Below are 15894 nucleotides of genomic sequence, written 5' to 3'. Positions count from 1 at the left end.
CACTGCACAATATTCAGGGGGTTCCCGTGCGCCATTCCACGATCATCTATCTGCTTGCTTCGACGGCATTCCTTGCCCAGCCCGCTTTCGCCGACGAAGTCACCGCCGACGCCGCTGCCACCGCCGACGCAGAATCGGGCGACATCGTCGTGTTCGGCCAGGGCGAGACTCGCCAGGTCCAGCAGGTCGACGCCAAGCAGATCCAGATCCTGACCCCGGGTTCGAGCCCGATCCGCGCGATCGAGAAGCTGCCCAGCGTCAACATCCAGGCCTCGGATCCTTTCGGCAACTACGAGTGGTCGACCCGCGTCACGATCCGCAGCTTCTCGCAGGACAAGCTCGGCTTCAATCTCGACGGCCTGCCGCTCGGCGACATGAGCTACGGCAACTACAACGGCCTCCACGTCAGCCGCGCGATCAGCTCGGAGAACATCAGCTCGACGCGCGTTGCCCAGGGCGCCGGCGCGATCGACACCCAGGCGACCAACAACCTCGGCGGCACGGTCGAATACTTCTCGATGGATCCGCTCGACCACTTCGCGGTCGATTCCAGCCTGACCTACGGCTCCAACGAGACCATGCGCGCCTTCGCCCGCATCAACGTGGGCAGCGTCGACGGCTTCCGCGGCTACGTGTCCTACGGCTTCGGCACGACCGACAAGTACAAGGGTGATGGCCGCCAGAAGCAGCACATCGTCAACGCCAAGGGTGTGATGCCCGTCGGCGACGGCCAGATCGAGGGCTGGTTCTCCTATTCGGACCGCCGCGAGCAGGACTATCAGGACATGTCGCTCGATATGCTCGCGCGGCTCGGCTACGATTTCGACAACGTCTCGGACAATTACGCACTCGCGGTCCAACTGGCCGACATCGCCAACAACATCGACGCGAACAAGGACGGCAAGTCGGACATCACCGGCTTCGCGCCCACCAATCCGGCGGCGGGCACGACCTTCCCGGGCAAGATCACCTCGCTCGACGACGCCTATTACGACGCCGCCGGCCTGCGTAAGGACACCCTCGCCTCGCTCGGCTACAAGACGCCGATCGGCGAGGACGCGAACGTCGCGATCAAGGGCTATTACCACCGCAACACGGGCATGGGCCTCTGGGGCACGCCCTATACGCAGAGCCCGACCGGCGCGCCGATTTCGGTTCGCACCACCGAATACGACATCCAGCGCTACGGCGTCTTCGGCTCGGCCGATTTCAAGCTGGGCTTCAATTCGATCAAGCTCGGCGGCTGGTACGAACACAACGACTTCAACCAGGCGCGTCGTTTCTATGCGCTGGCCAGCCGCACCGATCCGGGCTTCTCGTTCCAGGACTATCCGAAGAACCCCTTCGCGACGCAGTGGGACTTCGATTTCACCACCGAGACCGTCCAGTACTTCGTCCAGGACACGATCGAACTCGACCGGCTGAAGATCGACCTCGGCTGGAAGGGCTACAAGGTCACCAACGAAGCCGACGCGATCGTCAAGGGCGTGTTCCCCGAAGGCCGCTTCAAGACCGAGGACTGGTTCCAGCCGAGCGTCGGCGCGGTCTACTCGATCGACGACCATGCCGAGGTCTTCGCCGGCTTCGCCCAGGCGACGCGCGCGTTCCCCTCGGTCAACGGCTCGATCTGGGGCACGACCCAGGCCGGCTTCGACGCGATCAAGGACACGATCAAGCCCGAGAGCTCGAACACCTACGAACTCGGCTTCCGCTACAAGACCTCGCGCTTCAACGGCGTGCTCGGCGCCTACTACGTCGACTTCAAGAACCGTCTCCTCGCCGTTTCGAGCGGTCCGGGCATCCAGGGCAATCCCTCGGTACTGCAGAACGTCGGTTCGGTCCGCTCGATCGGCATCGAGGCTGCGGGTGACCTCAAGCTCACCGACACGCTCGGCATCTATGCTTCGTACACCTATACCGACGCGACCTATCGCGACGACGTGTTCGACCGGGCCGGCACGCTCGTTGCGGCGATCCAGGGCAGCACCGTGGTCGACACGCCCAAGCACATGGCGCGCGGCGAGGTGAACTACGACGACGGCGGCCTCTTCGCGCGCGTCGCGGTCAACTACATGTCCAAGCGCTTCTTCACCTATACCAACGACCTGCGCCTGGCCGGTGACGGGCTCGGCTACGTGCCGGGCCGCGCGATCGTCGACGCTACGCTCGGCTATCGCCTGAACGAGAACATCGAGGTCCAGCTCAACGCCTCGAACCTGTTCGACAAGCGCTACGTCGGCACGATCGGTTCGAACGGCTACGGTAACATCGGCGACAACCAGACCCTGCTGGTGGCCGCGCCGCAGCAGGTGTTCGGCACGGTCAAGGTGAAGTTCTGATGCGCGCCGCGCTGCTCCTCGCCGCCGGCCTGCTGGCGGCGACGCCGGCTCTGGCCGAACCGGTCCTGCTGATCTCGATCGACGGGCTGCGCCCCGGCGACGTGATCGAGGCGGAGCAGCGCGGTCTCCAGATTCCCAACCTCAGAAGGTTCGTCACGGAGGGCGCCTATGCAACGGGGGTCATAGGCGTCCTCCCCACCGTGACCTATCCCAGCCACACCACCCTGGTGACGGGCGCCAGCCCGGCCCGGCACGGGATCGTCAGCAACAACACCTTCGATCCCAAGCAGATCAACCAGGGCGGCTGGTACTGGTATGCCAGCGACATCAAGGTCCCGACCCTGTGGTCGGCCGCCGGCGCAGCGGGCAAGACCGTCGGCTCGATCCACTGGCCGGTCAGCGTCGGCGCGGCCGGCATGACCTGGAACCTGCCGCAGATCTGGCGGACCGGCCATGCCGACGACGCCAAGCTCGTCGCCGCACTCTCGACCCCGGGCCTAGTGCCCGAACTCGAACGCGCGACCGGCGAGGCCTATGCCCCCGGCATCGACGAAAGCATCGACGGCGACGAGAAGCGCGGACGCTTCGCCGAGCGGCTGATCGCGGCGCATAAGCCCGAATTCCTCAGCGTCTACTACACCGCGCTCGATCACGAGCAGCACGCCCAGGGCCCGGGCACGCCCTCGGCCCACGCCGTGCTCGAACGGATCGACGCGGTGATCGGCAAGGTCATCACGGCCGAGCTCGCCGCCCATCCCGATGCGGTGATCGCGGTCGCCAGCGACCACGGTTTCGAGACGATCGGCCGCGAGACCAGTCTCTATCGCCCCTTCATCGATGCCGGCCTGATCACGCTCGACGACAAGGGCGCGATCAAGAGCTGGGACGCCGTTCCGTGGATCGCTGGCGGCTCGGCCGCGGTGGTGCTCGCCCGGCCTGACGACGCAGCGCTGCAGGCCAAGGTCGCCAAGCTGCTCGCCGACCTCAAGGCCGACCCCGCCAACGGCATCGCGGCGGTGATCGGCAAGGACGAGATCGCGCGAATGGGCGGCAATCCCGAAGCCACGTTCTACGTCAACATGATGCCCGATGCGACGCTCGCAGGCTTCGCCGGCACCGCGGCGCCCTTGCGCGCCACACCCAAGTACCACGGGACCCACGGCTATTTCCCGCAGGCGAAGACCCTGCGCTCGACCTTCCTGATCATGGGCAAGGGTGTGCCCGCGGGCCGCTCACTCGGCGAGATCGACATGCGCGCGATCGCCCCGACCTTGGCCGAGGTGCTGGGAGTAAGGCTGGACGGCGCGGAAGTGCCGGCGTTGAAGCTGCGGGGAAAGTAGGAACCGCCCACCTTTTCCCGACAGAGTTGGTTGGGTTGGAGAGGGCCGACGAATCCGGCTAGCATGACGAAATGAGAATTCGTCTCCGCGCCGCCCTCGCGCTGCTCGCCCTCCCCGCCGCGCCCGTGCTGGCCAACGACAGCTCGGCCGCGATCGGCATCGGCGGGCTCGAGCTGACCCGCAACGACGCGATCTCGATGGACAAGGAAGACCTGTTCCTCTCGGCCGAGGAGGTCCGCGTCCGCTACCGCTTCACCAATCGCTCGGCCCGCGATATCGAGACCTTGGTTTCGTTCCCCGTCCCCCACCTGCCCGGCGGCATCGACGGCTATCTCGGCGACCGCTCGCTGCCCGACTATCGCGAGGACCTGAAGTTCCGCACCACGGTCGACGGCCAGCCCGTCCAGCTCGACTATGTCGAAAAGCTCGAGGTCGCCGGCCGCGACGTCACCGCGCGGATCGCGCAGCTCGGCTGGCCGCGGCTGTGGAGCCCGATCGACTACGACGACGACCTGGCCTTCATCGAGAAGCTGAGCCCGAACGAGCGCGAAGGCTACATCCGCGAAGGCCTGCTGCGCCGCCAGGAAGACGTCGTAGTCCCTGCCTGGAACCTCGTCACCCACGTCACCCGCCGCCAGGTCTTCCCCGCGGGCAAGACCGTCGAGGTGACGCATCGCTACGTCCCGCTGGCAGGCGGTTCGGTCGGCGGCGCGCTCGATCCCGAATACCGCCGCGACACCCAGACCGACTACACCAAGCGCTATTGCACCGATCGCGCCTTCTACGCCGGGATCGACCGCCGGCTCGGCACTAAGCCACCCGGCGAGCGCCCCGGCTATTTCGAGCGCTGGCTCAGCTACATCCTCAAGTCGGGCGCCAACTGGCGCGGACCGATCGGCCAGTTCCGGCTGATCGTCGACAAGGGCCGCCCCGACAGCCTGGTCAGCTTCTGCATGGACGGGGTGAAAAAGATCTCGCCCACCCAGTTCGAGGTCCGCAAGACGAACTTCGAACCGGCGAAGGACATCGACGTGCTGATCGTCGAGTGGCCGCCGCCTGAGATGTGAGGGACGGAAGTCACTCCGCCTCTCCCCACCCGATTCCCGTCATCCCCGCGAAGGCGGGGATCCATCTCCCGTCCCCACCCGAAAGGACCACCGGGGCCGTACGAAAGCACCGGTGATGGATCCCCGCCTTCGCGGGGATGACGGGAGATGAGAACGCGGAGCGGCTTTGGCCCCAAGCCAAAAGCCCAAACCAAAACGGCCCGGCGCGCATGACGCACCGGGCCGTTTCGTTTCCGTAAGCCGGACGATCAGTCCTTGGCAGCAGCCTTCTTGGCAGCCGGCTTCTTGGCCGGAGCCTTCTTGGCAGGCGCTTCCTCGGCGGCCGCTTCGGCCTTGGGCGCAGCAGCCTTCTTGGCCGGCGTCTTCTTGGCGGGCTTGGCTTCCTCGGCGGCCGGAGCCTCCTCAGCAGCGGCCTCGGCCTTCTTCTTCGGCGCAGCCTTCTTCTTGGCGGCGGGCTTCTCGTCGCCGTGGTCGTGACCACAGCCCGGGCCGTGGACGTGGCCGCCCTCTTCCGCTTCGATCGCGGCCTGGAGCTCTTCCTTGGTCACTTCGCGCTCGGCGACTTCGGCCTTGTCGAACAGGAAGTCGACGACCTTGTCCTCATAGAGCGGCGCGCGCAGCTGGGCCGCGGCGAGCGGATCCTGCTGGACGTATTCGTAGAAGCGCTGGCGATCCTCGGGGCGATACTGCTGCGCAGCCTGCGCGAGCAGCATCTGCATTTCCTGCTGGCTCACCTCGACGCCGTTGGTCTGGCCGATCTCCGAAAGCAGCAGGCCCAGGCGCACACGGCGCTCGGCGATCGCCTTGTAGTCGTCCTTCTCGGCTTCGATTTCCTTCAGCGCGGCTTCGGGATCTTCCTCGTGGCCGGCTTCGTGGGTCAGCTGCGCCCAGATCTGCTGGAATTCGGCTTCGACCATCGAGGGCGGAACCTCGAAGTCGTGACCGGCAGCAAGCTGGTCGAGCAGCGAGCGCTTCATCGCCGTGCGGGTCAGGCCGGCGGTCTGCTGCTCGAGCTGGCCACGGAGCAGACCCTTGAGCTGCTCGAGGCTCTCGAGGCCCAGATTCTTGGCGAGATCGTCGTTGATCTCCTGCTCACCGGCGATCTTCACCGCGTGGACCTTGATGTCGAAGGTCGCGTCCTTGCCGGCCAGTTCCTTCGCGCCGTAGTCGGCCGGGAAGGTCACGTTGATGACCGTCTCGTCACCGACCTTGAGGCCGACGAGCTGCTCTTCGAAGCCGGGGATCAGACGACCGGCGCCCAGCTCGATCGGCTGGTTCTCGGCCTTGCCGCCGTCGAATTCGACGCCGTCGAGCTTGCCGAGGAAGTCGACGACGACCTGGTCGCCGCTCTCGGCCTTCTTGCCCTTCTTGGCGTCGGTGAAGCTCTTCTGCTGGCCGGCGAAACGCGCGACTTCGGCATCGACTTCGGCGTCGCTGACGGGAACGACCAGCTTCTCGAGCTTGAGGCCGTCGACCGACGGCGTCTCGATCTGCGGCAGCACTTCGAGGCTGACGGTCAGCTCGGCGTCCTTGCCTTCCTCATAGCCGTCGCCCAGCGACACGTCGGGCTGCATCGCGGGACGCAGCTTGTTGTCGGCGACGAGCTTGTCCATCGCCTCCTTGATGGTCGTGTTCAGCGCTTCCTGGTGAAGCTGCGGGCCGTGCATCTTCTTGACGAGGTTCGCCGGAACCTTGCCCGGGCGGAAACCCGGCATGCGGAGCTGCGGGGCGATCTTCTTCACCTCGCCCTCGATCCGCGCGGAAATGTCCTTGGCAGGGATCTTGACGGTATAGGCCCGCTTCAAACCCTCGTTGGCGGTCTCGACAATCTGCATAGCTCTGGAAGCCTTCCACTCTCAAAACGGCATCGCTGGTTCAGGGGCGAGGCACTGGTGCGGGCGAAGGGACTCGAACCCCCACATCTTGCGATACTGGTACCTAAAACCAGCGCGTCTACCAGTTCCGCCACGCCCGCATATCGACGAAGCCTAAAAATCAGGCGACGGCCCTTATAAGCACTGGGACAAAAGGGCAAGCGCCGCGGGAACTGTGGACGTCTCGCAATGGTTTTCTGGGAAAGAAAGGCAGGTTTATGGCCACGCAACCGGAATTCACCCCCGACACGATCGAGCCCCAGTCACCCGACGAAAGCCCGCCAATGCAGGAGCCCGAGCCCGGATTCCAGCCGAATTCGCCCGACGAGACCCCGCCGCTCCAGCCCGACGTCGACAATCCCGACCGCGGCCCGGACGAAACGCCGCCACCGCTGTAGCTTCCGCTCCAGTCATGCCGCGGCGCTAGGCTGCCGTGCGAGGGAATCGTATGGAAGCTGAACAATCAGCAATGGCGAGACCCATGACCGCGATCACCTTCGAGCCCGTCAAAGAGCACATCGGCAGCCTGGTCCACGTCGACAAGGCACGGCTCTGCGAGCCCGAAGTGGTCCAGGCCATACGCGACGCGATGGAACAGCGCGGCGTGCTGGTCTTCCCCGAACTCCACCTGACCGACGCCGAGCAACTGGCCTTCACCGACGCCTTCGGCCAGCGGCTCAACTATACGAGCGCGGCGATCGAGGATTCGACCAAGCGCGACGAGGCAACCGACGTCTACAAGATCGCGCTGGGCAAGGGCGCGACCCTCGCGCCCGAATTCGTCTATGCCACCTGGTTCTGGCACACCGACGGCGTCACGGTCGACCAGCCGCTGCCCAAGGCGACGATGCTGTCGGCGCGCAAGCTCTCGCCCACGGGCGGCCAGACCGAATTCGCCAACACCTTCGCCGCCTGGGCGCAACTGCCGAAAGCCGAGCAGGCGGCGATCGCCGAGCTCAAGGTGATCCACCGCCTCGAGGCGGCAATGCGCCACGTCTTCCGCGAGATCCCCGAAGATCGCCTCGCGCGCTTCCGCCAGGCGCCCGAGATGGTCGTGCCGCTGGTCTGGACCCAACCCGACGGTCGCCAGTCGCTGGTGCTCGGCAGCCACGCCGACGAGGTGATCGGCATGTCCTACGTCGCCGGCCGCTCGCTGATCGAGCGGCTGATCGAATGGGCTGCCCAGCCCGAATTCTCCTACAGCCACGACTGGCGCGAGGGCGATTTCGTGATCTGGAACAACCACGGCGTCATGCACCGCGTCGTGCCCTATGACGAGGAATCGGGCCGCAACATGCACCGCACCTCGATCATGGGCGACCTGCGGCTGGGTCGGCCGCGGACGGCAACCGCCGCGGCCTAGGTTGAGCGCTGGGCGCTCCTCCAGAAACCATCCGTCATCCCCGCGAAGGCGGGGAAAGTGGCGCGGATGATGGGGGAATGGCTGGGATGACGAAGCCGGGCTAAGAGCCCGGTCCGTTCCCGAAGCTTACTTCAGCTCGAGCATTTGCGCCGCGCGCGCCAGCAAGGTCAGGTCGCCCTTGACCGGCTGCCGCGCGCCGGGCGCCGGGCACTCGAGGCAATAGGCCTGCACGCCGCGCGTGCCGACGAGCCGTTCGGCCCCGGCCAGGGCATGGCCGACGAGCCCGAGCTGGCGCTGTGCCAACACCGCGGCGAAATCGCGCGCCTCGGCCGGCGGGGCGCTATCGTCGTCCTGGCCGCCGAGCCGCTGCAGCAGCGAGGCCCACTGATCGGGCGTGTCGCCCAGGTAGACCGCGTGCCATTCGGTCAGCTTGGCCGACTTGGCGGCATAGGCCAGCGCTTCGTCGAGCCCGCCGAATTCGTCGACCAGGCCGTTCTGCCGCGCCGTGCCGCCGTCCCAGACGCGGCCCTGCCCGATCGCGTCGACCTGCTCGGGCGTCTTGCGCCGCGCCGCACCGACGAGGCCGATGAAGCGGCCGTAATTGCTCTCGACATTGGCCTGGAGCATTGCCGAGACGTCGGCCGAAAGCCCGCCGATCGGATCGGGCTGGCCCGACAGCGGCGTGGTCTTTACCCCGTCGGCCGACACGCCCCATTCGGACAGCGCGCGTTCGAAGCTGGGAATGACGGCAAAAACGCCAATCGACCCGGTGATCGTGCCCGGCTCGGCGAAGATGCGCTGCGCCGGGGTCGAGACCCAATAGCCGCCGCTCGCCGCGAGGTTGGCCATCGACACGACGATCGGGATCTTCTTCGCCTTGTAGCGATCGATCGCCGCGCGGATCTGCTCGGCGCCGGTGATCGTCCCGCCGGGCGAATCGACGCGCACGACCAGCGCGGCAAAGTCCTTCTGCTGCGCTTCGTCGAGCAGCTTGGCGATACGCTCGCCGCCCGCCGTACCCGGCCCCGCATCGCCGTCGACGATCTCGCCCGCGATGGTCACGACGCCGATCGCCTTGCCCGGTCGCTGGGGCTTGTTGGCCGCGAGCCAGGTCTTGAGCGTCGTATGCGCGAAGTGGCCGGGGCCCGGATCGAGCTTGTTCTGGCCGACGACCTGCGCGACGCGTTGGCCGAACTCGACCTCGTTGCCGAGCTTGTCGACCAGCCCCGCCGCCAGCGCGGCCTTGGCGACGTCGCCGCCCGAGGCGCGCACCCAGCCGACCGGATCGCTGCCGACCAGCGCGAGATTCGCCTTGGGCCGCGCCTTGGCCACATCGGCCTTCCAGTTCTCCCACAGCGCGCCATAGAGCGCCTGCGCGGCATCGCGCGATTCGGGCGACATGTCGTTGCGGATGTAGGGCTCGACCGCGGACTTGTAGGTGCCGACACGGAAGACATGGGCAGTAATCTTCAGCCGTTCGAGCAGGCCGCCGTAGAACAACTGGTTGCCGCCCGGCCCCAGGACCAGCGCACCGCCCAGCGGATTGACCCAGACCTCGCTCGAATGCGCGGCGATCAGCATGCCGTCGTCGGCATAGAGCGTCGCATAGGTGAGGATCGGCTTCTTGGCCGCGCGGACCTCGTCCATCGCTTGGCCGATGTCGTGGAGATGGACGAAACCCGCGCCGGTGAAGCGCGAAAGGTCGAAGACCACGGCCTTGATCCTGTCGTCCTTGGCCGCAAGCCGCAGCGCGCGGACCACGTCACGCGCCCGATACTCGCCCGTGGGGGCCCGGCGCGACACGAGTTGTTCGATCGGATCGCTGATCGAAGGTTCCTCGACGATCGCCCCGTCGAGCTTGAGCAACAGCGCGCCGTTCTGGACCTGGCCGATGTTGGGCCGGCTGGTCAGCGCCGCATAGATCGCGAGGAAGAACAGGATCAGGAACAGCAGCGCGAGCCCGTCCTTGATCGCCACCAGCAACTTCCAGACCTTGCGCGCGAATGCCATGCGGGTTCCTTGCATTTTCGACAGAGAGGTAGGGGCTTAGACGAGATCGTCCAGCGTCACGCCCAATGTTGCGGCCAGTTTCTTCACCGTTTCGACCGATCCGGTCTTTCGGCCAGCCTCGATGTCGGCGATCTGCACGCGATTGACGCCCGAGGCATCCGCCAGTTGCTGCTGGGTCAGTGCGCGAAGATCGCGAAACACCCGCAGCGGGCTCTCGCCACCGATGATGCGGTTGACGGCCTCGGCGGGAACGAGTTCGTCGTCGCCGGCCGCAAGCGCAGCCTTGGCACGATCGTAACTGCGCAGATCGTCGAGCTCTTCCGCGGCTTCGCGCAGGCGCTGATACTCGGCCTTCGTGATCGTCACCATTTCGTTCATGATCGCCTCACTCGTAAACTCCGCCGCGCGGGCCGATCTCGAGCACGGCAAGCACGACACCGTCGTCCATGATCACGCGCCAATCGCCCACTCGCAAGCAGACGCCATCGCGCCCTTTGAGCGCCACGACATTGTTGGCCAACGCGCCCGGTTCAACGGCATATTGCTCGATTTTCGACACGATCAGTTCCGCTGTGTTCGCGGGCATACGGCGAAGCGCCTTTAGGGCCGATCGCGTGTATTGGATCTGCTTCACTGTCCCCAGGATAGCTTCGACGCGGAATGTAGTCAATGGCTACATTCCGCGTCGGGGATAACGGTCTTTACCGCTCGCCCCCACCCGCGTAGGGCACTGTCTTCAATGACATCGGCAGAACTCTCCCAAACGGGACGCTATCCGGCAGGATCGCTCGCGTTTCCGCACCGCGGGCTGCTCGGCCTCGCCGGCCTCGCCCCGCACGAATTGCTGTTCCTCCTCGACGAGGCCGAACAGTGGGTCGAGCTCAACCGCCAGCCGCAGAAGCGTGCCGATCGGCTCGCCGGGCTGACGATCATCAACGCCTTCTTCGAGAACTCGACGCGCACCTTGTTGAGCTTCGAGATCGCCGGCAAGCGGCTCGGCGCCGACGTGGTCAACATGGCGGTCGCGCAATCGAGCGTGAAAAAGGGCGAGACCTTGATCGACACGGCGATGACGCTCAACGCCATGCGCGCCGACGCCATCGTCATCCGCCACGGCTCGTCGGGCGCGGTGCGGCTGATCGCCGACAAGGTCGATTGCCCCGTGCTCAACGCTGGCGACGGCCAGCACGAGCACCCGACCCAAGGCCTGCTCGACGCGCTGACGATCCGCCAAGCCCTGTTCGACAAACGGAAGGGCGAGTTCAACGGCCTGATCGTGACGATCTGCGGCGACATCCTGCACAGCCGCGTCGCGCGGTCGAACATCCACTGCCTGACCACGCTGGGCGCCGAGGTCCGCGTCTGCGCGCCGCCGGCGCTGATGCCCGCGGGGATCGAGCAGATGAAGGTCACGCCCTATCACGATTTCGACAAGGCGCTGGCCGGCGCCGACGTGGTCATGATGCTGCGGCTCCAGCAGGAGCGCATGGAGGGCCAGTTCATCCCCTCCCCGCGCGAATACCGCCATCTCTACGGGCTGACGCTCCACCGGCTGGCCCTGGCCAAGCCCGATGCGCTGGTCATGCACCCCGGACCGATGAACCGCGGCGTCGAGATCGACAGCAACGTGGCAGATCTGGCGGGACGCTCGATGATCACCCGCCAGGTCGAGATGGGCGTGGCCATGCGCATGGCCTGCCTCGAGGTGCTGACGCGAAAGGCGCGCGGCGTGGAGGGCTGGGCATGAGCGTCGCCCCTACCCTCGTCATCGCCAACGGCCTGCTGGTCCTGCCCGAGGGCACGCCGGCCAAGGGTGCAGTACGCATCGAAAACGGTCGCATCGCGGCCGTCGGCGATAGTGTAGATACCGACGGTGCGCGCGTGATCGACGCCAAGGGCGCGGTCGTCGCGCCGGGGCTCGTCGATCTGGGCGTCTTCGCGATCGACAAGCCGGCCTTCCATTTCGGCGGGATCACCCGCGCGGCGCTGATGCCCGACCAGGGGCCACCGCTCGATCGTCCCTCGACGGTCCGCTACGCCTCGCGCTCGGGCAAGCCCGACCTCTGGGTCCACCCGCTCGGCGCCGCGACGCGCGGACTCGAGGGTGGCGAACTCGCCGAGATCGCGATGATGCGCGATGCCGGCGCCAAGGCCGTCGCCACGGGCCGCCGCTGGATCGCCGATTCGGGCACGATGCTGCGGCTCCTGCGCTATTGCGCGATGCTCGACCTCGTCGTCGTCAGCCATGCCGAGGACCAGGCGCTGGTCGGCAATGCCGTCGCCACCGCCGGCGAGATGGCGACGCGGCTGGGCCTGCCCTCGGCCCCCGCCGAAGCCGAAGCCCTGGCGATCGCGCGCGACGTGGCGCTGGCCGAGATGAGCGGCGCGCGGCTGCATCTGCGCCAAGTCACCACCGCCGCCGGCCTCGCACTGGTGCGTGCGGCCAAGACGCGCGGCGTTGCCGTCACCGCCGGGGTCAGCCCCGCGCACTTCATGCTTTCGGACATCGCCGTCGCCGATTTCCGCACTTTCGCCCGGCTCTCGCCGCCGCTGCGCTCCGAGGCCGATCGCCAGGCGGTGCGCGCGGCGCTGGCCGATGGGACGATCGACGTCGTCACCTCGGGCCACGATCCGCGCGGCCCCGAGGACAAGCGCCTGCCCTTCGCCGACGCCGAGCCCGGCATGGCCGGCGCCGAAACCCTGCTGCCGCTGACCCTGAGCCTCGTGCGCGACGAGGTGATCGACCTCGGCCGCGCCTTCCGCCTGCTCGCGACCAATCCCGCCGCACTGCTCGGCGTCGATGCCGGCGCGCTGCGGGCCGGCGCGGAAGCGGACGTGGCGGTGATCGATCCTGAGCGGCCGTGGATCGTCGATTCGAACAAGATGGCCGCCGCCGCGGGCAATACCCCGTTCGACCGTCAGCCGGTCCAGGGCCGCGTCCTGGCGCTGTTCAAGGGCGGCATGCCCGTGGGCAGCCACAGCCTGGGCGCATAGCAAAAACCCCTCCCGCTATGGGGAGGGGTTTTCCGGGGCAATCGCCGCAGCGAAAGTCTTGGCGATAAGGCCTTAGCGGTGGCGCGCCTTGGCCGCGCCGCCGGCGAACGCGAAGGCCGGCCGGGCGGTTGCGCTGGTCGCCGCATAGGCGAAGCAGGCGCCGCCGCGGTTCTTCAGGCCCGAGCACAGGCGCGTGGCCGAGCCGCGATCGAGATCGGCAGCCGCGACACGCCAGAAGTTCTTGCCGTTGACCACGGCGGGCGTGATCGTGATGCGCAGGTTGCGCAGTTCGGCATTGCGCGCGGTGTAGTGGCGCACGGCACGCTTGGCATTGGCCTCGCTCGAGAACGCACCGATCTGGACCATGTGGCTACCCGTGCCCGTAACGACCGGCTGCGCCGCCGCGACGGGCGCGACACGCGCCACGCGGGCTGGCTTGGCCGTGGTACGCGCCGCGGGCTTGGCCGCCGGGAAGGCCGCGGCGAAGCTCGCCGGGGCAATGACCGGCGCGGCCGGAGCCGGAGCCGGTGCGGCGAAAGCGGTCGAGGGCGCGGCGGCGAAAGCCGGGGCGATCGGCGCCGGAGCGGCGTCGACCGGGGGCAGTTCCTGCGCGGCCGGGGTGAAGGTCTTGGGCGTTTCCGCGGCGGCGAAACGCTCGGCCTGCGCGGCCGGGTTCAGCGCCAGCGCGACCGGCTGACCGGCATCGGCAACGCCGGCCGGCGCACCGAGCAGGCTGGCGACGCGGCGCTGACCGGCCTCGGGCTGGGCCATCATCGCCCACTCGCCGATGCGATCGTCGATCTGATCGGCCGGAACGTCCTGCGCCATGGTGACGCGCGCCTCGCGCCACTGCCCGTCGAGGGCATAGGCGAAGGCCAGGTTCTGGCGCAGCTTGGGATTGTTCTCGCCCGAACGCAGCGCATCCATCAGTACGGCGACGCCGCGGCCGGTCTCGCCGGCCAGCGCCAGCGCGAGACCGCGGTCGGTCGCACCGATCGAATCGCGCGCTTCGTCGAGCACGGCGACGGCGGCCGGCGCATTGCCGGCACCGATCTGCGCGAGCGCGAGGCTCAGCTGGGTACGGCCGCTGGTATCGCCGAGCTCGATCGCGTCGGAGAAGCTCGTGACCGCCGACTGGAAGCGGCCGGCGTCGAGATAGGTCTGGCCCAGCGCGAAGCGTGCGGCAGCATCGTTCGGCGTCTTGGCGACGGCCTGCTCGGCATTGCCGACGGCGCGCGACTGCTTGCCCGTGGTGCGGACGGCCTGTTCGCCGGCGCGCGCCAGATGCTTCGATGCCGACCCGGCGCAACCGGCGAGGAGCCCCATGGCGACGGCGCCGGAGATGGCGAATCGGATGGCCTTGGCACTGACGCCGGTCTTGAGGCTCATGCGCGACATGGACTGATTCCCTTTAGAATAGATCGGTTCAGCGAGACTTGCGGACCTTGGCCGCCAGCTCCGCCACGTCGGGCAGGTCGGCGATCAGGCGATCGAGCGCTTCGGTGACGAGTTGCTGCGCGCTGCGGTTGCTCGTGACGCAGGCGAGGCGAAGCTTGAGGTGACGCTCGCTATCCAGGCGCAAGGTGAAGGCTGCGCGGCGACCGTCGGACAGCGCCGAACGACGCGCGCTCAGATCGACCTTGACGGGTTCAGCCTTGGCAGCCGCAGTCTTGGCGGGCTTGATAGCCTTGCCCTTCCCGGTCACGCGCGCGGCGATCTTGGCGAGCTGCTGCACCACTTCGGGCGCGGGCACGGGCGTCGGAGCGATCTCGATCTCGGGCGTCAGCGCCACGATTTCGGCGGTCTGGACTTCCTCGACCGGCGCCAAGGTCTCGATGGACGACGGCTCGATCACCGGCGTCGCAACCGTACCGGCTTCAGCATCGCCCATGTCGTTCCAGCCGAGATCGTCGAGCTGGCGCGCGGCGCTGTCCTGAAAGGCGCGCAGTGGCTGCAGTTGCGGCCGCATGGCCGGGCGTGCGGCTCCCTTCCGCGCGAGCAGTGTCGGCGAAAGCGAGGCAACGGGTCTGTTTGTCATGCCCCCTGTGCCCCTTCCTACGAGCCGGCGACGCGGCGTCCGAAGCCGCCGCCGACCGGACGATGAGCACCGGGGTGACCGGGAACCGCCACGGCCGCAGGCGAGGCGAACACGGTGCGGCGGAAATTCTTCTCGAGGCGATCGGCGATGTAGTTCCACAGCGCGACGACCTCGTTGGCCGAGCGGCTGTTGGGATCGCATTCCATCACCGTGCGGCCGTCGATCATCGATGCGGCGAAATCGGTGCGGTGGTGCAAGGTCACCGGGGCGACGGTGCCGTGCTGCGACAGCGCGACCGCGGCTTCCGCGGTGATGCGCGCCTTCGCCGTCGCGGCGTTGACCACGAAGATCAGCGGCTTGCCCGCGCGCTCGCAGAGATCGACCGTGGCGCCGACGGCGCGCAGGTCGTGCGGGCTCGGACGCGTCGGCACGACGATCAGCTCGGCGACCGAGATCACGCTCTGGATCGCCATGGTGATCGCCGGCGGCGTGTCGATTACGGCCAGCTTGAAGCCCTGCTGACGCAGGACCTGGAGATCATTGGCCAGCCGCGCGACCGTGGTCTGCGCAAAGGCCGGCAGTTCCGCCTCGCGCTCGTTCCACCAGTCGGCGAGCGAACCCTGCGGGTCGATATCGATCAGAACGACTGGCCCTGCGCCGGCGCGCTGAGCCTGCACGGCCAAATGCCCGGACAAGGTGGTCTTTCCCGACCCGCCCTTCTGCGATGCCAATGCCAGTACGCGCAATGCTGGTCCCCCGATGCAAGAAATGCACTTTCAACTGTCGGGGGAAATCGCAGATCGTTCCTAATTTTAGGTTAAGTCTGGCCTCTCGGGCGGGTTTGCGGGACACCTCTCGTCGCATAAAGC

Annotated in this window: 14 protein-coding genes and 1 tRNA gene; 7 read left to right on the top strand and 8 right to left on the bottom strand. The window is 67.4% G+C overall.

Annotated elements, in window-relative coordinates:
* Positions 1-26 precede the first annotated feature (26 nt).
* From OLX23_RS01140 to OLX23_RS01130, 3 genes are all read left to right on the top strand, one after another.
* The gene (locus tag OLX23_RS01140) at positions 27-2339 is read left to right on the top strand and encodes a TonB-dependent receptor (RefSeq protein WP_264442339.1); all 2313 of its coding nucleotides are present in this window, start codon (positions 27-29) and stop codon (positions 2337-2339) included.
* Positions 2339-3679, top strand: a complete 1341-nt coding sequence (locus OLX23_RS01135; RefSeq protein WP_264442338.1) for an alkaline phosphatase family protein — start codon at positions 2339-2341, stop codon at positions 3677-3679. The genes OLX23_RS01140 and OLX23_RS01135 overlap by 1 nt, the downstream gene beginning before the upstream one ends.
* Positions 3680-3750: 71 nt before the next feature.
* Positions 3751-4746: a DUF4424 domain-containing protein gene (locus OLX23_RS01130; protein ID WP_264442337.1), complete on the top strand. Its 996-nt coding sequence runs from the start codon at positions 3751-3753 to the stop codon at positions 4744-4746.
* 248 nt (positions 4747-4994) lie between these two features.
* On the opposite strand, the gene tig is transcribed toward OLX23_RS01130, so the two are convergent.
* Both tig and OLX23_RS01120 read right to left on the bottom strand, forming a co-directional pair.
* The gene (tig, locus tag OLX23_RS01125; protein ID WP_264442335.1) at positions 4995-6581 is read right to left on the bottom strand and encodes a trigger factor; all 1587 of its coding nucleotides are present in this window, start codon (positions 6579-6581) and stop codon (positions 4995-4997) included.
* A gap of 55 nt (positions 6582-6636) precedes the next feature.
* Positions 6637-6721: transfer RNA gene (locus tag OLX23_RS01120), tRNA-Leu, on the bottom strand.
* A 117-nt stretch (positions 6722-6838) separates the two neighbouring features.
* On the opposite strand from OLX23_RS01120, the gene OLX23_RS01115 reads away from it, so the two are divergent.
* Positions 6839-7018, top strand: a complete 180-nt coding sequence (locus tag OLX23_RS01115) for a hypothetical protein (RefSeq protein ID WP_264442333.1) — start codon at positions 6839-6841, stop codon at positions 7016-7018.
* An 83-nt stretch (positions 7019-7101) separates the two neighbouring features.
* Positions 7102-7983 carry a TauD/TfdA dioxygenase family protein gene (locus OLX23_RS01110; RefSeq protein WP_264442331.1) on the top strand — a complete coding sequence of 294 codons (882 nt, stop codon included), beginning with the start codon at positions 7102-7104 and terminating at the stop codon, positions 7981-7983.
* Between the two features lie 126 nt (positions 7984-8109).
* Here OLX23_RS01110 and sppA read toward each other — a convergent pair whose 3' ends face one another.
* Genes sppA through OLX23_RS01095 form a run of 3 tightly spaced genes read right to left on the bottom strand, consistent with a single transcriptional unit; the run spans position 8110 to position 10627 of the window.
* Positions 8110-9993 (bottom strand): signal peptide peptidase SppA, encoded by a 1884-nt coding sequence (gene sppA, locus OLX23_RS01105; protein WP_264442329.1) that lies wholly within the window; start codon positions 9991-9993, stop codon positions 8110-8112.
* 36 nt (positions 9994-10029) lie between these two features.
* Positions 10030-10371, bottom strand: coding sequence for a helix-turn-helix transcriptional regulator (locus OLX23_RS01100; protein WP_264442328.1), 342 nt, complete (start codon positions 10369-10371; stop codon positions 10030-10032).
* A gap of 7 nt (positions 10372-10378) precedes the next feature.
* On the bottom strand, positions 10379-10627 hold the full coding sequence (locus tag OLX23_RS01095; protein ID WP_264442327.1) for a type II toxin-antitoxin system RelE family toxin: 249 nt from the start codon (positions 10625-10627) through the stop codon (positions 10379-10381).
* Positions 10628-10732: 105 nt separating this feature from the next.
* Between OLX23_RS01095 and OLX23_RS01090 the strand changes: the two genes are divergently transcribed.
* Both OLX23_RS01090 and OLX23_RS01085 read left to right on the top strand, forming a co-directional pair.
* Positions 10733-11740, top strand: coding sequence for an aspartate carbamoyltransferase catalytic subunit (locus OLX23_RS01090; RefSeq protein ID WP_264442325.1), 1008 nt, complete (start codon positions 10733-10735; stop codon positions 11738-11740).
* Positions 11737-12987 (top strand): dihydroorotase, encoded by a 1251-nt coding sequence (locus OLX23_RS01085; protein ID WP_264442324.1) that lies wholly within the window; start codon positions 11737-11739, stop codon positions 12985-12987. Before OLX23_RS01090 ends, OLX23_RS01085 begins: the two co-directional genes overlap by 4 nt.
* Positions 12988-13059: 72 nt before the next feature.
* Here OLX23_RS01085 and OLX23_RS01080 read toward each other — a convergent pair whose 3' ends face one another.
* Genes OLX23_RS01080 through OLX23_RS01070 form a run of 3 tightly spaced genes read right to left on the bottom strand, consistent with a single transcriptional unit; the run spans position 13060 to position 15771 of the window.
* Positions 13060-14385, bottom strand: coding sequence for an SPOR domain-containing protein (locus tag OLX23_RS01080; RefSeq protein ID WP_264442323.1), 1326 nt, complete (start codon positions 14383-14385; stop codon positions 13060-13062).
* Positions 14386-14413: 28 nt separating this feature from the next.
* Positions 14414-15025: a hypothetical protein gene (locus OLX23_RS01075; RefSeq protein WP_264442320.1), complete on the bottom strand. Its 612-nt coding sequence runs from the start codon at positions 15023-15025 to the stop codon at positions 14414-14416.
* Between the two features lie 17 nt (positions 15026-15042).
* The gene (locus OLX23_RS01070) at positions 15043-15771 is read right to left on the bottom strand and encodes a ParA family protein (RefSeq protein WP_264442318.1); all 729 of its coding nucleotides are present in this window, start codon (positions 15769-15771) and stop codon (positions 15043-15045) included.
* Positions 15772-15894: the final 123 nt, after the last annotated feature.

It is taken from the genome of Novosphingobium sp. JCM 18896 (genome assembly GCF_025938095.1).
GTDB lineage: Bacteria > Pseudomonadota > Alphaproteobacteria > Sphingomonadales > Sphingomonadaceae > Novosphingobium.
The sequence above is the reverse complement of the archived record's forward strand: the minus strand, read 5'-3'. Positions and strand labels throughout refer to the sequence as shown.

Coding starts and splice junctions, on each gene's coding strand:
- OLX23_RS01135 (WP_264442338.1), top strand. CDS start 2,339: ATGCGCGCCGCGCTGCTCCTCGCCGCCGGCCTGCTGGCGGCGACGCCG.
- OLX23_RS01130 (WP_264442337.1), top strand. CDS start 3,751: ATGAGAATTCGTCTCCGCGCCGCCCTCGCGCTGCTCGCCCTCCCCGCC.
- tig (WP_264442335.1), bottom strand. CDS start 6,581: ATGCAGATTGTCGAGACCGCCAACGAGGGTTTGAAGCGGGCCTATACC.
- OLX23_RS01115 (WP_264442333.1), top strand. CDS start 6,839: ATGGCCACGCAACCGGAATTCACCCCCGACACGATCGAGCCCCAGTCA.
- OLX23_RS01110 (WP_264442331.1), top strand. CDS start 7,102: ATGACCGCGATCACCTTCGAGCCCGTCAAAGAGCACATCGGCAGCCTG.
- sppA (WP_264442329.1), bottom strand. CDS start 9,993: ATGGCATTCGCGCGCAAGGTCTGGAAGTTGCTGGTGGCGATCAAGGAC.
- OLX23_RS01100 (WP_264442328.1), bottom strand. CDS start 10,371: ATGAACGAAATGGTGACGATCACGAAGGCCGAGTATCAGCGCCTGCGC.
- OLX23_RS01090 (WP_264442325.1), top strand. CDS start 10,733: ATGACATCGGCAGAACTCTCCCAAACGGGACGCTATCCGGCAGGATCG.
- OLX23_RS01085 (WP_264442324.1), top strand. CDS start 11,737: ATGAGCGTCGCCCCTACCCTCGTCATCGCCAACGGCCTGCTGGTCCTG.
- OLX23_RS01080 (WP_264442323.1), bottom strand. CDS start 14,385: ATGTCGCGCATGAGCCTCAAGACCGGCGTCAGTGCCAAGGCCATCCGA.
- OLX23_RS01075 (WP_264442320.1), bottom strand. CDS start 15,025: ATGACAAACAGACCCGTTGCCTCGCTTTCGCCGACACTGCTCGCGCGG.